Genomic DNA, 21,059 nt, shown 5'->3' with positions numbered 1-21,059 from the left:
AATATTCGAAACAGTATAGGAAGATATATGTATGCAAAATGCAAGTAAAATAAATTTTGTAGTCATTCGCGTGGCTATAATAGCAGCTTTGGCCGGGCTATTATTCGGTATGGATATTGGTTATGTTAATGGCTCCTTGGGCTTTATATCAAAAACATTTGGTTTAAGCGTTGAAGAAAGTGGTCATGTGTCTAGTGTTTTGTTACTTGGTGCTGCTTGTGGAGCTTTTGCTAGTGGTTTTTTATCAAAACAATATGGGCGTAGAAAGGTATTATTAATCGCGGCGGCTATATTTTCTATTTTTACAATTGTAGGTATTTTATCTCCTAATTATGAAATCTTTATTGGGTCTAGATTTATCTTAGGTATAGCTGTAGGTATAGCATCATTTATTGCTCCTTTATACTTATCTGAAATAGCGCCAAAAGAATTCAGAGGAGCTTTAATTGCTCTTTATCAACTAATGATAACTATAGGTTTATTTTTGGTATTTTTAACAAACTCTGCTCTTGAGAGTACTGGCTCTTGGAGAATCATGCTATCAGTGTTAGCAGTTCCCTCAGTAATAATGTTTTTTGGTTGTTTGACTTTACCAAGAAGTCCAAGATGGCTTGTTTTAAAAGGTAATGATGAAGAAGCAGCTGTAGTCCTTAAGAAAATTAGATCTTGTGAGATTGAGGCTCTAGAGGAACATAAAGAAATCAAGCAAACTACGCATAAAGGAGTAAGTGTTTTTTCTTTACTTAAGAAAAAGTTTTTCGTAAAAGTAGTGCTTTTAGGTATAGCCCTTCAAGCATTTCAACAGTTCACAGGTATGAATGCTTTTATGTATTACTCAACTGATATTTTTAAGTTAGCTGGGTTTACTAACCCATCAACATCTACTATTGTAATTGGTTTATTAAATATGCTAACAACATTCATAGCTATTAAGTATGTTGATAAGTTTGGACGTAAACCAATCTTATATTTTGGTTTAAGTTTACTTATAACTTCTTGTATCGTTGTAGGGTTTATATTTAAATCACATTTTGCTTACGGCCAGGCTATGGTTCTATCACAAGCTTTGCAGTGGACTGCTTTGATATTCTGCTTATTATTTATATTCGGTTTTGCTATAGCAATGGGGCCTGTAATTTGGATTTTATGTTCAGAGATTCAACCTATAGAAGGTAGAGATTTTGGTGTTACAGCATCAACGATGAGTAACTGGATATGTAATGCTATTATCGGTAATTTTGCTCTTACTTGGTTGACATACCACCCTGGAAATACATTCTTTGGTTTTGCGATATCTTGTGTGGTCTGTGTGTTATTTGTTAAGTTCTTTGTGCCAGAGACAAAAGATGTTTCTTTAGAAGAAATTGAGAATAATTTAAGAGCTGGTAAACCTTTAGCAAAAATTGGATGTTAGTAAATTTTAAAAATAATGGTGGAGATATATGGAAGCACAAAAGGAATATAAAAGAATAGTATTTTTAATTGCTATAATAGCAGCTTTAGGTGGTTTACTTTTTGGTTTAGACCAAGGGTTTATTGCAAATGCTGGTAAGACACTTGATCATATTTATAATATGGCTCCAGGTAGTATTGCTGAAGGCAAGTTTAATGCTATTTTAGCTTATGGTGGTATATTAGGTACTATTTGTAGTGGTTTTTTTACTAGATACTTTGGTAGAAAAAATACATTGTTAATAGCTGGATTTTCATTCCTTATGGGAGCTTTAGTGTCTTCATTATTACCTCCTTTGAATATTCTAACTGCTTGTAGATTTATTCTTGGTTTTGGTGTTGGTTTAGCTTCTTTTGCGACACCTTTATATTTAGCTGAGACAGCTCCTAAAGATATTCGTGGGGCGATGTCTTCATTGTTCCAGCTAATGATAACATTCGGTATATTTTTAATATGCTTAGTCAATGTCGTGATTGTTGAAGTATCAGGACATACCAAAATATCATTAACTTTAATGTTTAGTGTTATTACATTGTTTGCTTTTTTAATGTTTTTGGGTTGTTTTTTCTTACCTAAAAGTCCTAGATGGCTTATGATGAAAGATAGAGAAGGAGAGGCTAGAGAAGTATTAGCAAGACTTAGAAATAAGGATGAAATTGATAGAGAAATCCAAGAGATGAGTCAAAATGATAAGCAAGAATCTCATTCTGTTAAACAAGTGTTAAGTAAAGGTTTCTTCTGGAAAATACTTATTGTTGGTGTAGTGATTCAAATGTTTCAACAATTAGTTGGTATCAATGCAATGATATATTATGCACCAAGTTTCTTACAAGGAGCTGGATTAAATATAATCTTAGCAGGTTTGGCAGTATTTTTTGTAAACTTTCTTTCAACATTTCCAGCGATTCGTTGGGTTGAAAAATGGGGCAGAAAAAAACTTTTGACAGTAGGCGCTTTGACGATGGCGGCAGCTCTTGTAGTTGTAGCTATATGTTTTTATGCTATTGATATTGCGGGAGTTCATTCAGAATTTCCTAAGTATATATTATTGATTGCATGCTTAGTGTATATCTTTGGATTTGCTTGCTCTTGGGGACCTGTTGCTTGGATTATTTGTTCTGAGATATTTCCACAGAATGTTCGTGAGTTTGGTATGACTATTACAACTATTGTTAACTGGACTTTTGTTTGGATAGTAGTAGCATATTCAAATGTGATCATGGATGCAGGAGTTTGGGGTAAGCCAATGATATTTATTAGTTATGCTATATTTTGTATGATTGCTATAGTTTTCTTAAAACTATTTGTACCTGAAACAAAAGGTGTTAGCTTAGAAAAAATTGAAGATAACTTAATATCAGGTAAAAAACTTCGTAATCTTGGTCAGTAGTCAGGCTTCTAATAAAGTTGTATATTTTTCTTAAATAATGTATTCTTTGCATTGTAATTACTAATAGTTAAATCAAAAAAATAAGGAACTATAATTATGAAAGCTTCAGCTAGACATTTGCTAGTACAATCAGAATCTGAATGTCAACAAATTAAAAAAGACATAACTGAAGGTAAAATTACATTTGAAGAAGCAGCTAAAAAGCATTCTCTATGTCCATCTGGTGCTAGAGGTGGTGATTTAGGTACTTTTTCTCAAGGACAAATGGTTCCTGAATTCGATAAAGTAGTATTTAATGATGAACTAAATACGGTTCATGGTCCAGTACAAACTCAATTTGGTTATCATCTATTAGAAGTTACATCTCGCGGATAATTTAAATTTCTCATAATTTTCAAATTATTAATAAGATTTCTCATAATAAAAATTTACGGATAAAAATGAATTCTGAAACTAAAAAAGATTTTAGTCAGCTTGGACTAAGTCAAGATATTGTAGATACTGTTGTTAAACTAGGATACGAAAATCCTACGCCAATTCAACAGTATGCTATTCCATATATCTTATCGGGTAGAGATGTGCTTGGTCAAGCACAAACGGGTACAGGTAAAACAGCAGCATTTGCATTACCTTTAATAAATAACATGGATTTTGACTCTAGAGATAGAGCGCCACAAGTTTTAGTATTAGCTCCAACTAGGGAGCTTGCTATACAAGTTGCAGAGCAGTTTGAGGCTTTTGCAAAAAACATCCCAAATCTAGATGTTGCTTGTATCTATGGTGGTCAAGAATATGGCTCACAGATTAGAGCACTTAAAAGAGGTGTTAAGGTTGTAGTAGGTACTACAGGGCGTGTAATGGATCATATTGAAAAAGGTACATTACAACTTGATAATCTAAGAGCGTTAGTATTAGATGAAGCTGATGAAATGCTTAGAATGGGTTTTATTGATGATGTAAGGTTTGTATTAAGTCATGTATCAGATGAGTGCCAAAGATTACTTTTCTCAGCAACAATTCCAACGGATATTGCTGATATTATACAAGAGTATTTAAGAAATCCTTGTAAGATACAAGTAAAGGCAAAAACAAAAACAGCCAATACAGTAACTCAAAAGTTCATGGTAATTAAAGGCTTTAGAAAAATAGATGCTTTAGATAGATTGCTTGAAGTTGAAGAGACTGATGGTGTTATTATCTTTGTTAAAACTAAGACTAGTACAATCGAAGTAGCTGATAATTTAAAAGCTCTTGGCTATAAAGTCGCAGCGATAAATGGTGATATGCAACAATCTCAAAGAGAGTATATTGTTGATCAATTTAGAAGTTCGAAATCAGACATATTAGTAGCTACTGATGTGGTTGCTAGAGGTATTGACCTTGAGAGAATTTCTCATGTCATTAACTATGATATGCCTGGTGATACAGATACTTATGTACATAGAATTGGACGTACAGGTAGAGCTGGACGTGAGGGTACTTCTATTTCTTTAGTGCCTTTAAAAGAAATGAGATTCTTACGTATTTTAGAGAGATTTACAGGATCTCCAATGCAAGAAGTCTTTATGCCAAGTGCAAAAGATTTAGCTAATAGTAGGATAGAGAATTTTAAAGCTAGAATAACTTCAGCGATAGATAAAAATAAATCTTTAGATAAGTATAAAGAGATAATTACAGGTATTCGTGATGAGTTAGAGCTTGATTCAGATGAGCTTTTAGCTGTTTTAACATTACTTACTCAAGGTAAGAAGTCTTTCTTCCCTAGAGAAATACAAGCTAGAGATGATAAGCCTCGTAGAGATAGAAATCCTAGAGATGGTAGAAGAAATGATAGGTTTGAGCGCAGAGGCGATCGTAATGACAGAAGTGATCGTGGTGATAGACGCTTTGATAGATCAGAAAGAAAACCACGTAGAACTCCAAATATAGATTTAACTACATATAAACTAGAGGTTGGTCGTGATAATGATGTTCAACCGAGAAATATTGTAGGTGCTATAGCAAATGAAGGAAATATTGATAGTAAGCATATCTGTAATATTTCTATCCAAAAAGATCATACTTTAGTCGATCTACCATCAAATTTACCACCAAAAGTTGTAAATCATCTTAAAAGAGTATGGGTTGCAGGTAAAAAGCTAAATCTTTCTGCTCAGTAATCTAATTTTTTGTATAGATTTCTTATGATTAGTTTATACTATATCTTTTTTTAATATTTTAATTATCTCTATTTTAAGAACAAATACATAAATTTAGCTATCTTTGTTCTATTTAATTAACGAAACCTGTATAATTCATCGAACTATCTATTCAATTATGATTTTTACAAATGAGTAACTATATTTTTATAGTTTCTGCACCATCAGGTGCTGGTAAAAGTTCTTTATTAAAAGCTTTTTTAGAAACACAAGTTGGCAGAGATAATTTTGCAGTAGCCACATCTCATACAACTAGAGCTCCTCGTACTGGTGAAACTAATGGTAAAGAATATCATTTTGTCTCTATTGCTGAGTTTGAGCAGATGCTTAGAAAAGATGGCTTTATTGAGTATGCAAAGGTTTTTAAAAACTATTATGGCACATCAAAGGCTGAGATAGATAAACTACTTGCAGAAGGTAAAAATATAATACTTGAGATTGATTGGCAAGGCGCTCAACAGACTCGAGTTATATATGGATCAAGAGCTAAGAGTATATTTATACTACCACCCTCAATGGATGAGTTAAGAAAGCGTTTAGAAACAAGAAATACTGATTCAAAAGATATAATTGATTACCGCATGGATCAAGCAGAAGCAGAAATATCCCATGCTAATGAATTTGATTATCAACTAGTTAATGATGATTTTAGTCAATCATTAGAGCAACTATGTGAATATTTCGAAGCAAATATCCAAGGTTAAAAGGAGCATTTGGATGTTAAATCAAAAACTTATAAAAGATAAAATATCACAAGCTAGAGCTGAACTGCCAGGCTTAAAAATTAAAGATGTTGAAAAGCAGAAATATATTAATGAAATAAAAGAGTTGTTAGAACAAAATAATGCTTGTTTAGTAGCCCACTATTATGTGGATGCAGAAATCCAAGAGTTAGCTGAGCAAACAGGTGGTTTTGTAGGTGATTCTCTTGCTATGGCTAAATTTGGCTTAGAAAGTGAATGTGATACATTAGTTGTTGCGGGTGTAAGATTTATGGGAGATTCAGCAAAAATCCTAAGTCCTGAGAAAAAAGTGCTTATGCCAACTTTAGAAGCTGAATGTTCATTAGATCTAAGTTGTAACAATGGTGAGTTTAAAAGCTTTATAGAAAAGCATCCTGATAGAGAGGTTGTTGTTTATGTAAATACTTCAGCGGAAATAAAGGCTCTAGCTGATTGGACTGTTACATCCTCTAATGCTTTAGAAATTTGCTCTTATTTACATAAACAAGGCAAAAAAATTCTATGGGGTCCAGATAGATTCTTAGGTGACTGGATTGCTAAACAAACAGGCGCTGATATGCTGCTATATGATGGTAGTTGTATTGTTCATGAAGAGTTCAAGGCACAAGCTTTAGATGATTTGATGCTTGAATATCCAGAAGCTGCTGTTTTAGTACACCCTGAGTCACCAGCTGAAATTATAAAAAGAGCTGATGCTGTTGGTTCAACTTCTCAGCTAATAGCTGCAAGTAAAGAAATGAATAATGATAAGTTTATAGTTGCTACTGATACAGGAGTTTTCTATAAAATGAAACAGTTATCTCCGCATAAGGAATTTATCCCTGCTCCTACTGCTGGTCGTGGAGCTACTTGCCAATCGTGTGCTAAATGTCCGTGGATGAAATTAAATCAATTAAAAAACTTAAGAGACTGCTTAGCAAAACAAAATAACCAAATTTTTGTAGATGAGGAAGTGAGACAAAAAGCTCTTATTCCTCTAAATAGAATGATAAATTTTTAGGAAAAATTATGTCTGAAGTAATGTTAAATAGTAATCAGATAATTGAAGTTCCAAATAATGTTATTAGAAAATTGGTTACAGAGTCTTTAACTGAAGATGTTGCTAGTGGCGATATCACAGCTCAGTTAGCCCAAGATATTGATACTACTGCTTTTTGTGTCACACGTGAAGATATGGTCTTGTGTGGTCAAAAATTTGCTAATGAAGTCATAAGTCAAGTTGACAGTAATATCGAAATAACATGGTTATATAATGATGCAGATGAAGTAATCGCAGGTCAAAAAATTTTTGAACTAAAAGGAAATGCTAGAAGTATTCTCACAGCAGAAAGAGCAATGTTAAATTTTATTCAAATGCTTTCAGCTACAGCGACAGCTACAAATAAACTTGTAAGACTTATATCTGACTATAAAACTAAGCTACTTGATACGCGTAAGACTATTCCAGGATTTCGCTTAGCACAGAAATATGCAGTTAAGTGTGGAGGTGGGTTTAACCATCGTATAGGTTTATTTGATGCTTATTTGATCAAGGAAAATCATATCAGATCTGCTGGTGGAATTTTACAGGTTGTTACAAAAGCTAAGCAATTAGATAGTAGTAAGATTGTAGAAATTGAAGTTACAAATCTAGATGAGTTAAATCAAGCAATAAATGCTGGAGCAGATATTATAATGCTTGATAATTTTTCTGTAGAAGATATTAAAAAGGCTGTTAGTCTAGCTAAAGACAAAGTAGCGTTAGAAGTTTCTGGTAATATTGATAGTAATACTATAGTAGAGATGGCAAAGACAGGTGTTGATTTTATATCTGTTGGTGCTATTACAAAACATATTAATGCTATAGATCTTTCTATGCAGGTTCAAATATAAAAAATGATTGTAAAAAAGCATGATATAGCTATAGTAGGGGGTGGACTAGCTGGGGTAGTTGCAGCTATAGAGTTAGCAGAACATGGCTTAGATATAGCTATCATTTGTGATCAAGTTTTTGACAAATGTGCTAGTTCATATGCTCAAGGTGGTATTGCTGCGATAATATCTGAACAAGATAGCGTAGAGTCACATATAACTGATACGTATGTTGCTAGTGGTAATATTGCAAATCTTGAGAGTGTAAATCAAGTTGTAAGTAATTCAAATTCTTCAATAAAATGGCTTGAACAACATGGTGTTGAGTTTGATAGAAATAATGATGGAAATTATAGCTTACATTTAGAAGGTGGACATTCATTAGCTAGAATCTTGCACATCAAAGATTACACAGGAAGAGCAGTTATATCAAAGCTATATGAAAACCTAAATGAGCTTGAAAATATATCAATATATTCAAATCACAAAGTATTTAAACTAATTAAAAAAGATAATAAATGTATAGGTTTATATACTCATAAAAGTAATCATCAAGTAATTAAGTTTATTGCCAAAAAAGTAGTATTAGCATCAGGAGGAGCTTCTGGGTTATACAAATATGTAACTAATGTTACTGCTGGTGATGGTAGTGCGATGATTATGGCTTATGACATAGGTTGCCAGCTAGAGAATCTAGAGTTTACACAATTTCATCCTACTTGTTTTTTTGGTAAGGCAGGAGAGCCTATTTTGATTTCTGAAGCTATTCGCGGTAGTGGCGCTGTATTAGAAACAGAAAAAGGTATAAGAATCATGAAATTAATTCATGAAAAAAGAGACCTTGCTCCTAGAGATATTGTAGCTAGACAGATTTATATCAATATGCAGGCCGGAAGAGATATTTATCTAAATGCTACTCATCTTAGTGCTAGTCAGTGGCAAGATAAATTTCCTTACATATACCAAAAATTATTAGATAATAATATAGATCCAACTATAGATAGGATTCCGATATCACCAGCAGCTCATTATAGTTGTGGTGGAGTAAGTGTTGATAAAAATTCACAAACAAGTGTGCAAAATTTATACGCTGTTGGTGAGGTTTCTTGCACAGGTTTACATGGGGCAAATAGATTAGCAAGTAATTCGTTACTTGAATGTGTTGTATATGCTTTGCAAGCAAGTAAAGATATATTAAACAATCTGACACATGATTTTTATCAAGATAATGAAGTGTTAGAGTTATTTAATTCAAGTAAAGATTACACTCACATGATAGCCCAGATAAGACAGTTAATGTGGGATAAAGTTGGGTTAGTTAGAAGACAGTCAGAATTGAATGATGCTTATAAACAGCTTAAAACACTAGAAAACTCAATATATCGAGATAGCGTATTAGGTAAATATGACTATAAATTAGAAGCATATAAAAAAGTAATTGCTCTAGCTAAATTGACTGTTAGAAAAGCAATGTTAAGACAAAATAGCATAGGCAGTCATTTTATAAGAAAATAAATATTTGCTAAAACCAATAGTTTAGTAATTATTTTTCTTACGGTTTTTACTCAGTATGGGCTTTTAAATTTTTTTGGAAAACATTATAGTATTAAAATCATATTTAATTTATAAATATAACATGAAAAAGTATGCAATATTTTTCTTAAGCTTTATTTGCTGTAGCTCGTCTTTTGCCATGGCTCATAATAATGCTAGTAAACCATCTGTAGAAAGTTATAAAGCTAAGATATTGAATGCAGATCAGCAAATTATTGAATTGATTGCAGAGCGCAAGGGATGGCGTAAAAAAATGTTAAAACTTGAGAAAAAACAAAACTTACCAAGTTATGATCCGTTTAAAGATAAATCATTAGAAAAAACTCGTACATCTTTTGCAATACAGTATGATGTTTCTCCTAGATTAGTGGATGAAGTTTTTAATATATTAAATACGCAGGATTTAAAAACTGCAGATCAAAGTTTTTAATAAAATATATGAGGTAATAAAATAACATGTCTATTTATGATTTTAAGCTAACAGCGGGAGATGGATCAGAATTCTATTTACCAAAAAATAAGGTTCTATTAGTTGTTAATGTAGCAAGTAAGTGTGGTTTTACAAAGCAGTATAAAGGTTTACAACATTTGCATGAGATATATCCAGATTTAGAAATTGTAGCATTTCCGTGTAACTCTTTTGGTGGTCAAGAGCCAGGAAGTGATACTGAAATAAAAGGTTTTTGTGAAACTAACTTTGGTATTACATTTCCTATTATGAAAAAAACAAAAGTTAATGGTAAGGATTCAGAACCTCTATTTGAATACTTAAAAGAACAGGCGAAAGGGATTTTAGGTACTGAAAGAATAAAATGGAATTTTACTAAATTCTTGGTATCAAAAGATGGTCAAACTGTTATAAGATATGCACCTAAGACAATACCTGAAGATTTGATTGCTGATATTGATAACTTCTTAAAAGATTAATTTAAACGATTTATCTAAAGATAAGTTTCTCAAATATTTTTTTCTTTCAATATACTTCATCAGTCAAATAAATAGCTAGAAAAAATATTGGTTTTAGAAACTCAGTTGAGTAGAATCTTTAAGTTTAAAGACTATTGATTTAATCAGTATTCACCATAAAAAAGTCGTGCTTGACACGGGGATCTCTTAAATACTGGAGAGATTCCCGCCTTCGCGAGAATGACTTGATAATTAAATCAACAGTCTTAGTTAGTATTTGCACTTATTGCTAATATTTAAGATTATAAAATTTTTTATTTAATCAAATCAGGAGTTAAAAGTGATTTCAACATCTCTTTCTTATATATCATCACTATTATTGATATGTAGTTTAATAGTACTTATTTCTAGTAAGTCTAAATCAAAGATATTTGAATATTTTCCCGCTATAGTAATTATATATTTTTCGATAGTTTTATTATCAATACTTGGTTTGTGGAATACTCATTCTATAGAGATTAAGCAGACAAAATCACAACTTGAAGGCTTAATATTACCGATAATGTTATTCTTAATGTTAATCCGCTGTGATATTAGGCTAGTAATTAAGCTTGGAAGGAAATTGTTGATCGCTTTCTTTGGTGCAAGTATTAGTATAATTATAGCTTTTATAATTATGTATCTAACTATTGGTAGATATATATCACCAGATGCTTGGAAAGGTTTCTCTGCATTATCAGCTAGCTGGATGGGAGGCACTGGAAATATGGTTGCTGTTAAACAAGCCCTTAATACACCAGATAATCAGATGGGATATATACTTCTGACAGATTCAATAAGCTATACTATCTGGTTTGCATTTTTGTTTGCTCTTATCTCTCGTGCAAAAATATTTGATAAATGGACAAAAGCAGGTTCATTAGAAGAGCATATTCGTAAGGTTGATATTCAAGATCCTTATAATTTTAAAAGGAGACATTAACTTTGTAGGGATATTCTTATTAATAGCCATAGCGTTTACAGCGACAGATATTGCAAGTATAGTAGCAGCATATTTACCTCAAACAGCACTAATTAGTACAAAGACTTGGACTATCTTGGTTGTGACATTTTTAGGGTTTATAGGGGCAATGACTCCAATAGCTAAGATAAGAAGTGACAGTATTATTGCTAGTATATTTTTATACTTTTTAGTAGCTTTGATAGCTTCAGGCTCTTCATTTGAAGGATTTTCAGAGGCTCCAATATATATAGCGTGTGGAATAATGATTTTAGTTATACATGCTATAATAATGACAATCATAGCTAAGATATTTAAGCTAAATTTAGCAATGTGTTCTATAGCATCACTAGCTAATATTGGCGGTATCGCTGGAGCTCCTATTTTAGCAAGTGCTTATAGTAGAAGTTTAGTTTCTATAGCTGTAGTTATGGCATTACTGGGGTTTTTAGTGGGAACACAGGGAGGTTTAATTGTTGCTAAAATACTTTCTGGATTTGCAGTATAGTCAATCCGATTGTATTGTGTACTTTTATGCGGTCATCCTGAACTTGGTTCAGGATCTCTTCACTTTGGCTAGGAGATTCCGGATCAAGTCCGGAATGACAGGTTTTATTTTACATAAGTCATTCGGATTAACTATATGAGTAAAATAATCGATATAAAAACATCTATAGTAAAAATAGCTCTTAAAAGAACATTTACAACAGCTATACGAAGTACAAATCATATAGATTCTTTAGTTGTTGAATTAACTTTAGATAATGGAACAAAAGGTTATGGTGTAGCTCCTGCAACAACTGCAATTACTGGCGATACATTACAAGGTATGCAATATATTGTTAATGAAATTTTTACTCCAGTTATTAAAGGAGCGTATTTGAGTGACTATGAAAGGGTTTTACACCAGGCTTTTAATAGAGTTATGTTTAACTCAGCAGCAAAAATGGCTGTTGATCTAGCTTTTCATGATCTACTTGCTAAACAAAAAAACACCTCTGTAGCAAACTTCCTTGGGGCAAAAAATAATACTATGGAGACTGATGTATCTATAAGCTGTGGTACAGTTTCAGAGACTATACAAAATATCCAAAATGGTGTTGAAGCTAATTTTACAGCTATAAAGGTCAAAACTGGAGCTGATTTTAGAAGAGATATAGAACTACTTAAAGCTTTAGATAGTGAATTTAATAAGAGTACTAAATTTAGATTTGATGCTAATCAAGGCTGGAGTATAATTCAAACGAAACAGTTTATTGAAGAGCTAAATAAATATAGCTTAAACGTTGAAATAATCGAGCAACCAGTCAAGTATTATGATATATCAGCTATGCATGAGATAACTCAGTTTAGCAATATTCCAATAGTTGCTGATGAATCTGTATTTAACTCAAGTGATGCTAAACGAGTTATAGATGAGAGAGCTTGTAATATGATAAATATCAAACTTGCAAAAACAGGTGGTATTTTAGAGGCTAAAAAAATAAAGAAACTAGCTGATGAGGCAGGTATACCATGTATGGTTGGCTGTATGATGGAGTCTCCCGCAGGTATCTTAGCTACAGCAAGTTTTGCATTAGCTGAAGATATTACTATAGCAGATCTTGATCCCTTAGATTGGGTTGCAAAAGATATTTATAATGGTTATCTAACTTTTAATGAGCCAAATATTATTTTAAAAGATAATTTAAATGGATTTGGTTATAATTTCTAAAAATATATTAAGTATTTATAGTAAATGAAAACAGATAGAATCATGGTTTTAGTTCATGGGTTTATTAAAAATAGTAAGGATATGCGTACTTTAGCGAGCTTTTTTAATCAGTATTATGATGAGATTATATCTATAGATTTACCTACTACTTTTGTAAGTATCAACACTGCAGTTTCTAAGCTTTGCGAAGTTATAAGAAACATTCCGAAGACAAAGTCTATCACATTTATTGCACATAGTATGGGTGGCATAATAGTTTGTAAAGCTATCAATGAGCTACAACTAGAAAACGTTGACAAATGTGTATTTATAGCTACACCTTTTAAGGGATCAAAAATTGCTGATTTTGGAGATAAAATTCCTTTTTATTCGAGAATATTAAAACCAAATAAAGAGTTAAAAATAACGGATGAATATCTTGATAGTTGTAATGCTATCTCTGCTAAATTTCCAGTAGGGTTGATAGCAGGGAATAAATACTCAAGGCTTAATCTTTTAGCTAGGTATTGTCTTAATAATGATCATGATGGTTTAGTGGAAGTGCAGTCTGCCTTTGGTATAAATAGTGATGACAGAATTATCTTGAATAAAAATCATGGTGAAATTCATCATGATGTCGAGACACTTGAAAAGATAGATTGTTTTTTAAAGACAGGCAAGTTTAAATAAATATAAATTAACAAGGTTTATATTAAGCAGCTAATGAGAATTGCTGTACAGGAAATGAGTTTGTTGAACCTACCTGGTGAGCAAAACAGCCAAAACTTGTAGAAGTTAGAGTAATCATTACTGTAGCTGAGATAATTATTTTTTTCATTTTATTGCCTTAGAGATTTATTTATTTCTTATTTATGGGTTTATTATTACACTGTTTTTTTATATATATTAAATTAATGTTTTTTATCTTATATATAAATTCAGCTTATATATTATAATAATTTATTCTGGCTTAGATATAGCTAAAACTGTATCTATATCAAAGTAGTACGTCATTGTGTTAGGTAGTTACTGAGCCTAGTCGAATGTACTTGACCATACAATCTAGCAAATAGTGTGCTTGTAAGCTATTTGATCAAGTGCTACTTTTAAACATAGTAGATCATATATGAGGCTTTATAGTTCGTATTATTATTTTTTCTAGAATCATATCTTTTTTTAATAAGCCTTGTTAAAAATAAATGAAGAGGGGTAATATATTATTAATATATAATCGAATTGTATTTAATTAAATTAGGAGATAAAAATGAGTACAAAAAAAGTACTTTTAATAGGATGGAATCCAGAGTCAGTAGATTATTCAAGATATCCAGGGATGAATGCAGATATGCTTAGAGCAGCTCTTGAAGGAGATTTGCAAAAGTTAAACGATATTGGTTATGATGCACACATGGGCTATATAACTAGTGAAGCAGCAGCTGTTAAAGAAGTTCAAGATATACTTTCGAAAAATACTTTCGATATTATTCTGATCGGGGCTGGAGTACGTAAGGATGATAGCTGTTTTCTTTTATTTGAAAAACTAGTAAACGTTGTACATGAATATGCAGTTAATGCAAAAATATGTTTTAATACAGGTCCTACTGATAATGTTGAAGCTGTCCAACGTTGGGATATTTAGCTTATAATATTTAGTTTAAAAGAAAATTATCTTACTTTTATAAAAATATTAAATTATTTTTGATTTAAAAGTTTTTTAAGTGTAAATTATGACTCATAAATATACGCTACTTTGAGATTGTTAATGATAAGTTGCAAAAAATTGAGTTTAAAGTTATTTGGTATAGTAGTATTAAGCGTTCCCTTTGAAGGAGGTGCTCATGACCATAACAATCCTTCTCATGATTCATTAAATCGGTATGGTTATATCATAAAGGATAAGAATGGTGTAGATATTACAGACGTAGTTTTATCTGAAAGGTCTCCTTATTGTAGTAGTTATGTGGGTAATTATTTTGCTTTAGCGGATGACTATAATTTAAATCAGAAAAACTCATCATATATGACTATAAAGACTAACACCGAGGACTGTATCATTATTAGTAATGGAATTCCAAATCATACTTATGATGATGCTAAGGAAGGAGCTTTTCGAAATAAAGTAGTACCACAATACCAGATATATGCAATTTCTAAAAAACCTAAACAGTTAGATAAACCAATTCCTTTATCACTAAGAATGGATAATGCAATTATGCTAAATGGAGTCAAAGTTGATCTATTAGCTGCGGGGTGTTATGGGGTTGGTGATGGTAGGATTGGTTGTTTTGATCCAAATGCAAGATGGCGCTATAATCCAACATATGAAGAGTCTGAGTTTGTAATGGATACTCATCATGCACACTCTCAGCCTGATGGAACTTATCACTATCATGCCTCACCAAATGCACTGTTTAAAGATAACTCATCTGTTGAGTCTCCTGTGATAGGTTTTGCAGCGGATGGCTATCCTATTTATGGCAGCTATATTAAGAATAATGGTGAGATTTTTGAAGTTAAATCTAGTTATCAACTAAAAAAAGGTAATCGTCCAAATACACCAGATAGTCCAGGAGGTAAGTATACGGGTGAATTTGTTGATGATTATCAGTATATTGCTGGTAGTGGAGATCTAGATGAGTGTAATGGTATGGAATATAATGGCCATTATGGTTATTATGTTACTCAAGGATATCCTTATATTATTAACTGTTTCAAAGGCACTCCAAATAAATCATTTATGAAAAAACTACCAATGCGTAGATCCTAAAAAAATATCATATAAAAGTTTAGATCTTTAGCTTATTATATTTATATATAGAATAGCTTTTAGGTCTATAGATATGACTTTTCTTACTGAAGAACAAAATCGTCAAATTGAAGAATATGCTATTTCTCAAGGTTTAAACCTGATTGAGAATGCCTCTGATGAGATAGTTAAGCTTATTTGCGCAAAATTCGATCAACAAAATAAAATACTAGTAATCGTAGGCTCAGGTAATAATGGTAGTGATGGTATTGCAGCTGCGATTAAGCTCTTAAATAAAGGCTATAATGTTGATGTTTATAGAGTTTTTGCTAAGGGAAATAAGGATAATCAGTACTATTATGAAGAGTTTTCAAAGTTTAAAAATCCTATTAGCTCTTTAAAACAAAACAAAAATGTCATTCCGGACTCAGATCCGGAATCTTCTAAAAATAATCAAATAGGTTCAATATGTGATTATGATATCGTAATCGATGGAATATTCGGTATAGGGTTGGATAGAGATTTACAAGCAGATGTTTTAGAGCTCGTTAAAACTATAAATGAAAATTCAAAATATACCTTAGCAATAGATGTACCGAGTGGTTTAGGTGCTTTTAATGCCAAAGTATATGGTGAGGCAATCCAAGCTAATGAAACAATTACATTTTTAGCAGATAAACAAGGTTTGCATACTGGCGATGGTCTAGATTATGCTGGTAAAGTAATTGTTAAAGAGCTAATTAACAGTGAAAATATCAAGATTACTCAATCAGAATATCAAATTTATAAAAGCGATATTCAAAATATAAATTTAGACAATATCCTTAGGAAAAAGAAAAATACCAATAAAGGTACTTATGGCAATCTAGCTATAATTGGTGGTAATGTTGGCATGAATGGTGCTTTGCAATTAGCTGGTAAAAGCTCGCTATATAGTGGTTGTGGTAAGATCTCAATGATATCTTTGGATAAAAACTTTCGTGCTGATATGTCTACACCTGAGCTAATGATAAAATCTTTGGAAAATATTCCTAAAAATCTAAATACTTTCTCAGCTTTGGTGGTTGGGGTTGGCTTTAATACAACAGATGACTCTCAACAAGTTTTAGAGTTAATAATTGATAATCTAACTCAACCAGCAATTTTTGATGCAGATGCTCTAAATATAATTGCAACAAATCAGCAAATTAGAGAAAAATTTATAAATTTAGAAAATAAAATAATAACTCCACATCCTGCAGAGGCTGCAAGATTACTTGGTTGTACCACAAACGAAATTCAAGAAGATAGATTTGCAGCAGTTAGAGCTATAGCTAAAAAATATAATGCTACAGTCGTACTAAAAGGAGCTGGAAGCCTAATTTGTAAAGATGATAAGATCTATATAAATACTACAGGCAATCAAGGTATGGCAGTAGCAGGGCAAGGAGATGTATTATCTGGGATTATAGGCGCATTTTTAGCTCAAGGTTTAGATACTCTATCGGCAAGTAGATTAGCTGTATATATTCACGGTTTAGGGGGAGATAATCTAGCTAAAAAGCTAGGTGGCTATATTGGCATATTTCCTAGTAGAGTTGCTGAGGAGGTTTGTGAGGTTTTGAATAATGTTAAATAATAATGTCATTATTGATTTAAATTATAAAGATAGAGAAACTGGACAAATCTTAAGATTAAAAAGCATTATAAGTAATGACTTTTCTGTTATTTTAGGTTCTCCTGGAAGTGGTAAAACCCAACCATTAAAGAAATATGAGAAATCTAATCCTAAAGTACAATTTTTTAAAATAGTTGCAGGTATTAAAAACCTAGTGCTTGATGATGAAACAGAGGTTTTGTTATTAGATGGACTTGATGAGTTTTTACTTAATGATAATTGTTATAAATTTTTTGCTCAACTAAAAAAGTTTCTAAATAAGTCAGTAAAAATAGTACTCACCTGTAGAGAAACTGAGTGGACTAAAGAATTAGAAGATGAATTGAACGAGAACTATAAAACTCCAAAAATTTATACTATTGAACCATTAAACTATAGGCAACAAAAAGAATTAGCTTTTAAATACGGAATTGAAGATAGTTTTATTGAAACTGTAGACAATAAATTTCTAGCAAATCCACAGATGTTTTCTATGATTTTAGAGCTATGGAAAAACGATAAAAAAGATATAAAGGATAAACAAACTCTATTTAGAGAGTTTATTTCTTTAGCGTCTGATGAATCTAATGTTTTATATAAAAAATATATGTTAAAAGAAGAGGATAAATTATATAGGTATTTAGGCTACCTTGCCTTTTTTTATATTTTTTCAGATATGAGAGAATTTAATGATAAGAGCCTGAAAATTATAGCTTGTGATAGTTACGAGAGAGAAATAATAGATAAAGTAATAAAAACTAGGCTTTTTAGTGATAGAACTTTTATACATAGACCTATTGCAGAATTTATTTTAGCAAAATTCATCTTAAAAGCTCTTGATAGTGAAAAGCTTAACTTTAGAAGAATACAGTCATATTTTATAAAAGATAAAGTTGCTATTCCAAAGCTTAAAGGTACATACGCATGGATAAGAACTCTTAATAACAAATATGATTTTGAAAAGATAAATGCTTATGAGCAGTTAATATATGGAGATATACCAAAATTAGAGGAAAGAAAGGGGTTTATTCTACAAGTTAAGGAAGAGTCAAAAAAGAATCCTTATTTTAGATATAATTTGAGGAATGAAACTTCAGATATTGATACTCTTAGTCAAGAGAAAGCTTTATATTCCACAGAAATTGAAAACTTCCTTATTGATGAATTTGATAAAACTAAAGATCTAAATAATAATTATCCAATGTTTATAGTAAATATTCTAACTAAAGGAGAGGCTGCGACTAAAAAATATATAATATCATCTATTAAAAATAACTCTATAAATGAGCATTTTATAACTTGTTTTATGACTTTATTTAAAGATGATAAAACAACTTTAGATTTTATTCTTGATAAAGTAAGTAAAGGAAATATCGCTGACAAAAATAATCATATAAAAGAACAGTATATATCTTTGTTGCATGACGAGCTAAGAGGAAATGAAATAGGAAAAATAATTTCATCCTATAACTATACAGATAGCTATATAACTATATATTTTATTGAGTTTGATGAATTAGATATAGTAAAACAAGAAGAAATAATTGCTTCTTTAGGACAAAATATTACAACATCTAATAAGTATATAGACAATAATATAGAAAAATTAATTGAAAGGTTTCTAGTAAACATTATATTAGCTTATTGCGATAATCAAATTAGTAATGAAAAAGCGTATCAAACTTTTAAAAAAGTAAGAGAGTTATTTTATAAAAATGATAATAGGTTAGCAAATATTAATATTCCTACTTATAGACTTAATATTTCGCAACAGAAAATAGTCGAAAATCTATTTGAATTTTTCTTTGAAAAATATGTCGAAGATATTTTATCATCACCTCCAGATAGAGATGGAAGATACTATTTCTTTAATTTTGATAATTATTTTTTCTATGATGAGAACATAGATAAATTAAAAGTCTTTTTATTAACAGTTGATAAGGAATACACTGAGAATATAAAGAAAGAGCTCTTAATCAATACTCTTCCTTATTCTAATGATAGTAATCTTAATAAGATTATAACCAAAGCTGAGGAACATGATTTAAAAGATTGGTTAGAAGAAAAAATAAAAGTAAGAAAACAAATAAGAGAAGAAGATAAACTTAAACAAAAACAACAGTCTGATGCTTGGACATTGGCTGAGCGTAAAGAAATTGATGGTTTTATAAACTATATTTCTATCAGATCTGATGATGATTTATATAAGAATTTGCAATTTATGTATTATATAGCAAATTTGTTCTTATTTGAAAATAATAAGTTACAAAAACTGCCTTTTGATGTTAAACGTAGATTAAATAACTTATTGCAAAATTTTATCTATACTAAAGGTGTTTCACATCTTACTATTGAAAGCATAGTTAAGGAAGATTTCTTAGATAAAAGAAGGTATATTTCAAATATATGTTTTGTCTCTACCTACCTTAATGAAGATAATTTAAGTAAAATACCTAAAGATATAAAAAAGTATTTATATATAAATGCTTTAAGATACAAATATTATAAGATTAGCACTGATAGTTTTCTTGAATATATAGAGAATGATATTGAATTTGCAATAAAAACACTTAATGAGACAGTAGGTATTATAATTGATGAATATTTTCCAGAGATAAAATCTTTTTTTGGGAAGTATTTAGATAAAGATAATATTGAAGATTTAAAACTATTTGTAGGTATAAGTGCTGATAATAAAGAATCATTACAAAATGAATTAGCAAAACAATTTTTATATAAATATGCTAATAAGTTATGTGTTAGTGAGCAAGATTTTTCTGAATTTATAAGTATTAGTAACTTAAAAGAAGCAAAAGCTATAGAAAAACTTATTAAAAATGCAGAAGTTAATTTTGATCTGGATGATGCTTGTTATCTCAAAGAGATTTTGATGAAAAACCATAAGCTTTTTCAGTGTATGGATAAAATTAGACTAGTTAGCTTTATTATGAAGCAATTTGTTTCAGAAAAAGATTTTGGTACCCTGAATAATTATATAACTAAGGAATATGATTTATTTCTATTTTTAGCAAATAACTTGTTTCCTTGTTTATCTTATATGGAGTTAAGTCAATTATTAGAACTACCATATATAAATAAAGATATCTGGGGAGATAAGATATATCAACGGATACAAGAGAATAGGCAGATTAGTTTTAAAAACCATAAGTATGAAGTTGAAGTTGTTAAAGGTCTAATTCTAGAAAATAAAATAGTCGATTATAGAGATTTTTTTGAGGAAACTTGCTACAGGTTAGAGAATTTAAAAAATGAAATAGAGTCGAATAGAAATAATGATAAATTAGACTTTTATAATGAGCCAAAAGAGACTTCAAAAAAAGTATACTCACCAAAAGATGAAGATAGATGCCGAGATGTTATCTTGAGAAGATTATCTGATAAGTATATTGATATCTTGTGTACTTCTGAAAAGCTCGAAGCAGATAATAGGGCAGACCTTAATATAAAGTATAAGTCTAATATTGAGTATGAAGTTCAAATTGAATGCAAAAAAGATAAGCATCGTAAACTTTATGAGTCAATAAATAATCAACTAATAAAACTTTATTTAGAAGATAAAGTTGAATATGGAATTTATTTAATTTTTTATTTTGGAGAAAAGCGCAAAAATAAACAATATATGTTTAATAAGTTAGAAAAAGGTATACAAGAGGAGTATAAGAACAAAATAAAAGTTATATGTATTGATTTGACAGTTATTAAAAAGGTGTAACGTCATCAATTACATCACCAACAATCTGAAACGGTAATTTTAATATACAACTATTTAAACTAATACAACAAACAGCTAATGCAGTAACTAAAAATATTTTCTTTAATTTCATTTTTTATAAGATCAGTATTTAAAATTTATTTATATAATACCTAA

Annotated in this window: 20 protein-coding genes; 18 read left to right on the top strand and 2 right to left on the bottom strand. The window is 30.5% G+C overall.

What is annotated here, in order from left to right; genetic code table 11:
• The first annotated feature begins 31 nt into the window (after window positions 1–31).
• From F7310_RS06170 to F7310_RS06110, 14 genes are all read left to right on the top strand, one after another.
• Complete coding sequence (locus tag F7310_RS06170; protein WP_072712554.1) at window positions 32–1,414, top strand: sugar porter family MFS transporter; 1,383 nt, start codon at window positions 32–34, stop codon at window positions 1,412–1,414.
• Between the two features lie 28 nt (window positions 1,415–1,442).
• Window positions 1,443–2,843 carry a sugar porter family MFS transporter gene (locus tag F7310_RS06165; RefSeq protein ID WP_072712552.1) on the top strand — a complete coding sequence of 467 codons (1,401 nt, stop codon included), beginning with the start codon at window positions 1,443–1,445 and terminating at the stop codon, window positions 2,841–2,843.
• Window positions 2,844–2,939: 96 nt separating this feature from the next.
• Window positions 2,940–3,218 (top strand): peptidylprolyl isomerase, encoded by a 279-nt coding sequence (locus F7310_RS06160; protein ID WP_072712550.1) that lies wholly within the window; start codon window positions 2,940–2,942, stop codon window positions 3,216–3,218.
• Window positions 3,219–3,283: 65 nt separating this feature from the next.
• A complete protein-coding gene (locus tag F7310_RS06155) occupies window positions 3,284–5,002 on the top strand; it encodes a DEAD/DEAH box helicase (protein ID WP_072712548.1) in 1,719 nt (572 codons plus the stop codon).
• A 170-nt stretch (window positions 5,003–5,172) separates the two neighbouring features.
• Window positions 5,173–5,745, top strand: coding sequence for a guanylate kinase (gene gmk / locus F7310_RS06150; protein ID WP_072712547.1), 573 nt, complete (start codon window positions 5,173–5,175; stop codon window positions 5,743–5,745).
• Between the two features lie 13 nt (window positions 5,746–5,758).
• Window positions 5,759–6,784, top strand: coding sequence for a quinolinate synthase NadA (gene nadA, locus F7310_RS06145; protein ID WP_072712545.1), 1,026 nt, complete (start codon window positions 5,759–5,761; stop codon window positions 6,782–6,784).
• A gap of 8 nt (window positions 6,785–6,792) precedes the next feature.
• A complete protein-coding gene (nadC, locus tag F7310_RS06140; RefSeq protein ID WP_072712543.1) occupies window positions 6,793–7,656 on the top strand; it encodes a carboxylating nicotinate-nucleotide diphosphorylase in 864 nt (287 codons plus the stop codon).
• 3 nt (window positions 7,657–7,659) lie between these two features.
• Entirely contained in the window at window positions 7,660–9,150 is a 1,491-nt protein-coding gene (gene nadB / locus F7310_RS06135; RefSeq protein ID WP_072712542.1) for an L-aspartate oxidase, read from the top strand.
• Between the two features lie 121 nt (window positions 9,151–9,271).
• A complete protein-coding gene (locus tag F7310_RS06130) occupies window positions 9,272–9,619 on the top strand; it encodes a chorismate mutase (protein WP_072712540.1) in 348 nt (115 codons plus the stop codon).
• A gap of 26 nt (window positions 9,620–9,645) precedes the next feature.
• On the top strand, window positions 9,646–10,116 hold the full coding sequence (locus F7310_RS06125; RefSeq protein WP_072712539.1) for a glutathione peroxidase: 471 nt from the start codon (window positions 9,646–9,648) through the stop codon (window positions 10,114–10,116).
• Between the two features lie 319 nt (window positions 10,117–10,435).
• Complete coding sequence (locus F7310_RS10760) at window positions 10,436–11,077, top strand: DUF819 family protein (RefSeq protein ID WP_250637426.1); 642 nt, start codon at window positions 10,436–10,438, stop codon at window positions 11,075–11,077.
• On the top strand, window positions 11,037–11,603 hold the full coding sequence (locus tag F7310_RS10755; protein WP_250637425.1) for a DUF819 family protein: 567 nt from the start codon (window positions 11,037–11,039) through the stop codon (window positions 11,601–11,603). Before F7310_RS10760 ends, F7310_RS10755 begins: the two co-directional genes overlap by 41 nt.
• 135 nt (window positions 11,604–11,738) lie before the next feature.
• Complete coding sequence (locus F7310_RS06115) at window positions 11,739–12,809, top strand: dipeptide epimerase (RefSeq protein WP_072712537.1); 1,071 nt, start codon at window positions 11,739–11,741, stop codon at window positions 12,807–12,809.
• A 24-nt stretch (window positions 12,810–12,833) separates the two neighbouring features.
• Window positions 12,834–13,478 (top strand): alpha/beta hydrolase, encoded by a 645-nt coding sequence (locus F7310_RS06110; RefSeq protein ID WP_072712536.1) that lies wholly within the window; start codon window positions 12,834–12,836, stop codon window positions 13,476–13,478.
• A gap of 22 nt (window positions 13,479–13,500) precedes the next feature.
• Here F7310_RS06110 and F7310_RS10805 read toward each other — a convergent pair whose 3' ends face one another.
• A complete protein-coding gene (locus F7310_RS10805) occupies window positions 13,501–13,626 on the bottom strand; it encodes a hypothetical protein (RefSeq protein WP_257786350.1) in 126 nt (41 codons plus the stop codon).
• Between the two features lie 426 nt (window positions 13,627–14,052).
• Here F7310_RS10805 and F7310_RS06105 point away from each other — a divergent pair, with 426 nt between their 5' ends.
• The 4 genes from F7310_RS06105 to F7310_RS06090 all read left to right on the top strand — a co-directional run bounded on the left by F7310_RS06105 (window position 14,053) and on the right by F7310_RS06090 (window position 20,903).
• Entirely contained in the window at window positions 14,053–14,427 is a 375-nt protein-coding gene (locus F7310_RS06105) for a hypothetical protein (RefSeq protein ID WP_072712534.1), read from the top strand.
• A 141-nt stretch (window positions 14,428–14,568) separates the two neighbouring features.
• Window positions 14,569–15,555 carry a YHYH protein gene (locus F7310_RS06100; protein WP_158513251.1) on the top strand — a complete coding sequence of 329 codons (987 nt, stop codon included), beginning with the start codon at window positions 14,569–14,571 and terminating at the stop codon, window positions 15,553–15,555.
• A gap of 73 nt (window positions 15,556–15,628) precedes the next feature.
• The gene (locus F7310_RS06095; protein WP_072712530.1) at window positions 15,629–17,152 is read left to right on the top strand and encodes a bifunctional ADP-dependent NAD(P)H-hydrate dehydratase/NAD(P)H-hydrate epimerase; all 1,524 of its coding nucleotides are present in this window, start codon (window positions 15,629–15,631) and stop codon (window positions 17,150–17,152) included.
• Window positions 17,142–20,903: an NACHT domain-containing protein gene (locus F7310_RS06090; protein ID WP_072712529.1), complete on the top strand. Its 3,762-nt coding sequence runs from the start codon at window positions 17,142–17,144 to the stop codon at window positions 20,901–20,903. Before F7310_RS06095 ends, F7310_RS06090 begins: the two co-directional genes overlap by 11 nt.
• Here the strand turns inward: F7310_RS06090 and F7310_RS10800 are convergent.
• Complete coding sequence (locus F7310_RS10800; RefSeq protein ID WP_257786349.1) at window positions 20,890–21,015, bottom strand: hypothetical protein; 126 nt, start codon at window positions 21,013–21,015, stop codon at window positions 20,890–20,892. The two genes, F7310_RS06090 and F7310_RS10800, sit on opposite strands and share 14 nt — an antisense overlap.
• Window positions 21,016–21,059: the final 44 nt, after the last annotated feature.

Origin of the sequence: Francisella uliginis, assembly GCF_001895265.1 — a bacterium.
Lineage (GTDB): Bacteria > Pseudomonadota > Gammaproteobacteria > Francisellales > Francisellaceae > Francisella > Francisella uliginis.
This window is presented reverse-complemented; position numbering and strand designations above follow the sequence as displayed.